The organism is uncultured Sphingomonas sp. (assembly GCF_913778135.1).
Classification (GTDB): Bacteria; Pseudomonadota; Alphaproteobacteria; order Sphingomonadales; family Sphingomonadaceae; genus Sphingomonas.
In genome coordinates this window covers 1-5,522 of record NZ_CAJYVU010000132.1, presented here as the reverse complement: position 1 = coordinate 5,522, position 5,522 = coordinate 1, and the positions used below count along the sequence as shown (strand labels likewise).

Below are 5,522 nucleotides of genomic sequence, written 5' to 3'. Positions count from 1 at the left end.
ACGAACAGCAGGTGCGCGCACTGGCTGATCGTTTTCGGATTTTCGACCATGTAGGTGACGAGCGTGCGAAAAATGCTGTCGTAGAAATCGTCCAGCGCGTCGTCGCGCTCGCAGATCGCGATCGCGGCGTCGGGATCGCGCGCGGCGAAGGCGTCGAGCACGTCGCGCACCATGTCCGCCGCCATTCGCGCCATCGCGGGCAGCGTGGAGATCGGATCGATCCGGTGCTCGCTCTCGATCTGCGGCACGCGCTTGGCGATGTTCTTGGCATAATCGCCGATCCGCTCCACCACCGTCGCGATCTTGAGTGCGGCGACCACCTCGCGCAGGTCGTTCGCCATCGGCGCGCGCAGCGCAATGATGCGCACCACCGCCCGCTCAACCTCGTGCTGGATCGCGTCGATCTTCTTGTCGTCGGCACGCACCTGCGCCGCGAGCGCGTGGTCGCCGCGCTGCAGCGCCAGCATCGCATTGCCGATCGCCGCCTCGGCCAATCCGCCCATCTGCGAGATCAGCCCGCGCAGCTGCCCGATGTCCTGGTCGAACGCCTTGACCGTATGTTCCTGGCTGCTTGCCATTGCCCTTGTTCCTTGGCCGTGTCGCTCAGCCGTACCGGCCGGTGATGTAATCCTTGGTCCGCTCTTGCCGAGGATTGGTGAAGATGTCGGAGGTGTCGCCGTATTCGATCAGCTGGCCCAGGTGGAAAAAGGCCGTGCGCTGGCTCACGCGGGCGGCCTGCTGCATGTTGTGCGTGACAATCACGATCGCGTAGCGCCCGCGCAGGTCGTGGATCAGCTCCTCGATCCGCGCGGTCGCGATCGGATCGAGCGCGGAGCAGGGTTCGTCCATCAGGATGACCTCGGGATCAACCGCGATCGCGCGCGCGATGCACAGTCGCTGCTGCTGCCCGCCCGACAATGCGGTGCCCGGATCGGACAGCCGATCCTTTACCTCGTTCCACAATCCCGCGCGGGAGAGCGAGCGTTCGACGATGCGGTCGAGTTCGCCTTTCGATTGCGCCAGCCCGTGTATCTTCGGACCATAGGCGACATTCTCGTAGATCGATTTCGGAAATGGATTGGGCTTCTGAAACACCATGCCGACGCGCGCGCGCAGTTGCACCACGTCCATTTCGCGCGCGTAGATGTCTTCGCCGTCGAGCCTGATGTCGCCCGACACGCGTGCGGTCGGGATCGTGTCATTCATGCGGTTGAGGCTGCGCAGGAAGGTCGACTTGCCGCAGCCCGAGGGGCCGATGAAGGCGGTGACATCCTCCCGGTACACGTCGATCGACACGTCGCGGATGGCGTGGTTGGTGCCGTAGGACACGTCGACGTGGCTGGCAGTCATCTTTGGCGGATTGTTGCTCATCACCAGCGCGTCTCGAAGCGATTGCGTAGGAAGATCGCGACGCCGTTCATCGCGAGCAGGAAGACGAGCAGCACGAGGATCGCCGCCGATGTCTTCTCGACGAAGCCGCGACTGACCTGGTCCGACCACAGAAAGATTTGCACGGGCAAAGCGGTTGCTGAATCGGTGAACCCGGCAGGCGGCGCGGCGATGAAGGCGCGCATGCCGATCATCAGCAACGGCGCGGTCTCACCCAGCGCGCGCGCCATGCCGATGATCGTGCCGGTCAGAATGCCGGGTGCGGCGAGCGGCAGCACATGGTGCGAGACCACTTGGATCGGCGACGCCCCAACCGCCAGTGCGGCGTCGCGGATCGACGGCGGCACGGCGCGGATCGCGTTCCTAGACGCGATTACGATGACGGGCATCGTCATGAGGGCGAGGGTCAGTCCGCCTACCAACGGCGCCGAGCGGGGTAGGTGGAGCGTGCCGAGAAACACTGCCAATCCCAACAACCCGAACACGATCGACGGTACCGCGGCAAGATTGTTGATCGATACCTCCAGGAAGTCGGTAGCGCGATTACGCGGCGCATATTCCTCCAGGTAGATCGCCGAGAGCACGCCAACCGGAAAGGCGAGCGCGAGCGTGACGATCATCGTCAGCAACGATCCCTTGAGCGCCCCCCAGATCCCTGCGCGCGCCGCGTCGGTCGAATCGGCGCCGGTGAAGAAGTCCCACGCCACGCCGCGAGACAGATGCGCGCCGAGCAGAGCGACCGATCGTTCAGCTACGGGCGTGCCCTTGCCCTTGGCGGCGACATCAATCGCGCTCGAAACAGGAAGCGCGAGCGTGAACGGGTGGGTGAGCAGCCGCGGATCGTGCTTCACCGCATCGCGCACGCGCAGCCATGCTCCATCCGACAGCAGCGCTGCGCCGCCCTCGGCCTCGTAGGCTCGGTTCGCTGCTGCATCGACCACGCGCTCCAGCCCCGCGCCCGCGAGCGCCAGGTCGGCACCGGGTGCCCTTAACCGCTCGGGCGAGCGCTCCAGCCTTAGTTCGCGCAGGTCGAGCGGCAGCGTCAGGCGTGTCTCGACGAAACCCTGATAGCCTTGCGCGATCATCACGATCAGCAGGAACGCCAGGCATGCAGCCGACAGCACCACTGCGCCGAGCCCGAGCAGGCGGAAGCGCCGCTCGGCCGCGTAGCGGCGCCGGATGCGCCGCTCCATCGCGTGGCTGCGCCAGTCGGTGGGGCGATGCGGTGCGATCTCGGCCGTGCTGACCGGCGCCTGGGGAACGAGCGTCTCAGTCATACGCCTCGCGGTAGCGTCGAACCACCATCAGCGCGACGACGTTCAGCAGCAGCGTGATGGCGAACAGCGTTAGTCCCAGCGCAAAGGCGGCAAGCGTCTTGGCCGAGGCGAACTCGGCTTCTCCGGTCAGCAGGTCGACGATCTGCTTGGTCACGGTGGTGGTGCTGGCAAACGGGTTGAGCGTCAGCGTGGCGATGCCCGACGCGGCCATCACGACAATCATCGTCTCGCCGACCGCGCGGCTGATCGCGAGCAGCACGCCGCCGATCACCCCCGGCAGCGCCGCAGGGACGAGCACGCGCTTGATCGTCTCGGCGCTGGTCGCCCCCATTGCGAGGCTGCCGTCTCGCATCGCGGAGGGGACGGCAGCGAGCGAGTCGTCCGCCATCGACGAGACGAACGGGATGATCATGATCCCCATCACCAGTCCGGCCGCGAGCGCACTCTCCGACGACGCAGCGGCGATGCCAAGCGCGCTGCCCACCTGCCGCACAGCAGGTGCGACCGTCAGCGCGGCGAAATAGCCGTAGACGACTGTCGGCACACCCGCGAGCACCTCCAGCAGCGGCTTCATCCAGCGACGCGCGCGCGGCGTGGCATATTGCGTCAGGTAGATCGCGCTCATCAGCCCCAGCGGCACTGCCACCGCCATCGCGAACACCGCACCAATGAAGAACGTGCCCCAGAATAGCGGCACCGCGCCGAGTGCAGCGCCGGGATCGCGCGGGTCGATCACGCTCGGGCTCCAGTGCGTGCCGAACAGGAAGTCGGCGACGGGCACGATGCGGAAGAAGCGCGCGCTCTCCACCACCAGACTGAGCACGATCCCGACCGTCGTCGCGATCGCCACCAGCGATGCGGCGAGCAGCAGCCACATGATCAGCCCTTCGGTGCGGCTGCGCGCTGAAAAGCCGGGGCGTACCCGCAGGAACGACCACGCGCCGCCCGCGAACGCGAGCAGCAGCGCCACCACGGTGCCGATCGTGTCGAACCGCGCCTGTGCGGCGGCGTAGGCGGGGGCGAGTGCCTGGCCGAGCGGGGTAAAGGCGCCGAACGCGCGTCCGGCGGCGATCTCACGCGCTTCCGACAGGATCGCGGCGCGATCGAAGCCGGGCGGCGGCAGCATGGCAGCGCGCGGCGTGGCTAGCACCGCGTCGGTCACGAGCGCGGGCGACACGAAATACCAGATCAGCAGAAACGTGAGTGCGGGCACCACCGTGCATAGCGCGACATACCAGCCGTGATGCTGCGGCAGCGAGTTGAACCGCTGGCGTGTGACGCGGCGAAAACGGCGCGCACGGGTGCGCGCGATCACCCAGGCGACGAGCCCCAGCGCGGCGATGAGGAACAGGAGCGTCAGCGGCGACATCAGTCGAGCGCCTGCGGGTCGAGCGCGCGATCGTGCACGATCGTGTCGGCGGCGCGGGCGCGCACGCTCGCCGGACTGGGGATCAGCCCGCGACGCGTGAGTGCCCCGCCCGGTGACCAATTGGCGGCGTAGAGCGCGAGAAAGCGGCGGAGCCCCGGCACGGCGCGCAGGTGCGATCGCTTCGTGTAAACGTACAATGGCCGCGCGCCTGGATAGCGCGCGTCGGCGATCGCCTGGTACGTCGGTTCCACGCCGCTGATCGCAATGCCGCGCACCGTGTCGCTATTCTCTTCCAGGTAACTATAGCCGAAGATGCCGAGCGCCTCGGGATTGGCGCGCAGCTTCTGCACGATCAGATTGTCGTTCTCGCCCGCGTCGATAAACGGGCCGTCGTCGCGCACACGAAGGCAACGAGCGTCGAATGCCGGTCGGTCGCGCTCGCGCAACGTCGCCATGCGCGGATCGAGCGTCTCGCATCCGCGCGCGAGGATCAGCTCGGCAAAGGCATCGCGCGTCCCGCTTGTCGCGGGCGGGCCATAGACGCGGATCGGTGTCGCCGGCAGGTTAGGGTCGAGATCGCGCCAGGTGCGGCTGCGGTTCGGTTGGCCGCCGGGGGCGGCGGCGAGCGCGCGGAACAGCAGCGCAGGGGTCAGCCGCATCGGCGGTCCGCGACGTGCCTCGGCAAGCGCGATGCCGTCGATCCCGATCTGCACCTCCATCAGATCGCCCGCGCCGTGGCTGGCGCATTCGTCATATTCGCGGCGCTTCATGCGACGAGATGCGTCGACCAGATCGGGATAGGAGGCGCCGATGCCGCTGCAAAACAGGCGGATGCCCGCTCCGGTGCCCGTCGACTCGATTACCGGCGGCCGCGCGTCGGGATTGGCGGCGAGGTACTGCTCCGCGACCAGCGTCGTGAACGGGTAAACGGTCGAGGAGCCGACGACGCGGATCTGGTCGCGCGCGCCCGCACCGCCGCCGGCCGCCTGATCCACGCAGGCGCCGAGCGCGACCGGCAATACTGCCGCGAGCGCCAGGACGAGACGACGCATCGATTCCCTTAAACAGACAGTCGCGCCCCCGCGGCGCCGACCCGCTCAGGCTCCGTGTGACACTCGCGTTACCGCTTGATGACAGCACCCACGGACCGGGGGATGATCAGCGCTCCGCCGCGCGCAGCGTGACCGTCACGCGCGTGCCCGTGCCGACCACGCTGGCGATGTCGAGCCGCCCCCGGTGCCGCTCGACGATGTGCTTAACGATCGCGAGCCCGAGCCCCGTTCCTCCGAGCGAACGGCTGCGTCCGGCGTCGACGCGGTAAAATCGCTCGGTCAGGCGGGGAAGATGCTCCGGCGCGATTCCTTCGCTCTCGTCCTCGATCTGCAGCAGCACTGCGTCGCGTGATCCGGTCTTCAGCGTGACCGACACCGGTGTCCCGGCACGACCATATTTCATCGCGTTGCCGATCAGATTGTGAAGCAATTGCG

At 67.4% G+C, this 5,522-nt stretch carries 6 protein-coding genes; all 6 read right to left on the bottom strand.

The window, feature by feature from the left end:
• The coding region (phoU, locus tag QZ847_RS12300) for a phosphate signaling complex protein PhoU (protein ID WP_294356873.1) at positions 1-578 on the bottom strand (578 nt) is incomplete at its 3' end.
• A gap of 25 nt (positions 579-603) precedes the next feature.
• Positions 604-1,371, bottom strand: coding sequence for a phosphate ABC transporter ATP-binding protein PstB (gene pstB / locus QZ847_RS12295; protein WP_294356872.1), 768 nt, complete (start codon positions 1,369-1,371; stop codon positions 604-606).
• A complete protein-coding gene (pstA, locus tag QZ847_RS12290) occupies positions 1,371-2,666 on the bottom strand; it encodes a phosphate ABC transporter permease PstA (protein ID WP_294356870.1) in 1,296 nt (431 codons plus the stop codon). The genes pstB and pstA overlap by 1 nt, the downstream gene beginning before the upstream one ends.
• Complete coding sequence (pstC, locus tag QZ847_RS12285; protein ID WP_294356868.1) at positions 2,659-4,035, bottom strand: phosphate ABC transporter permease subunit PstC; 1,377 nt, start codon at positions 4,033-4,035, stop codon at positions 2,659-2,661. The genes pstA and pstC overlap by 8 nt, the downstream gene beginning before the upstream one ends.
• Entirely contained in the window at positions 4,035-5,087 is a 1,053-nt protein-coding gene (locus QZ847_RS12280) for a substrate-binding domain-containing protein (protein ID WP_294356866.1), read from the bottom strand. Before QZ847_RS12280 ends, pstC begins: the two co-directional genes overlap by 1 nt.
• A 106-nt stretch (positions 5,088-5,193) precedes the next feature.
• Positions 5,194-5,522: ATP-binding protein (locus tag QZ847_RS12275; protein WP_294356865.1), on the bottom strand; the 329-nt coding region annotated here is incomplete at its 5' end.

What these genes read in the sequence shown, in the direction of transcription:
- pstB (WP_294356872.1), bottom strand. Translation starts at nt 1,371, where the DNA reads ATGAGCAACAATCCGCCAAAGATGACTGCCAGCCACGTCGACGTGTCC.
- pstC (WP_294356868.1), bottom strand. Translation starts at nt 4,035, where the DNA reads ATGTCGCCGCTGACGCTCCTGTTCCTCATCGCCGCGCTGGGGCTCGTC.
- pstA (WP_294356870.1), bottom strand. Translation starts at nt 2,666, where the DNA reads ATGACTGAGACGCTCGTTCCCCAGGCGCCGGTCAGCACGGCCGAGATC.
- QZ847_RS12280 (WP_294356866.1), bottom strand. Translation starts at nt 5,087, where the DNA reads ATGCGTCGTCTCGTCCTGGCGCTCGCGGCAGTATTGCCGGTCGCGCTC.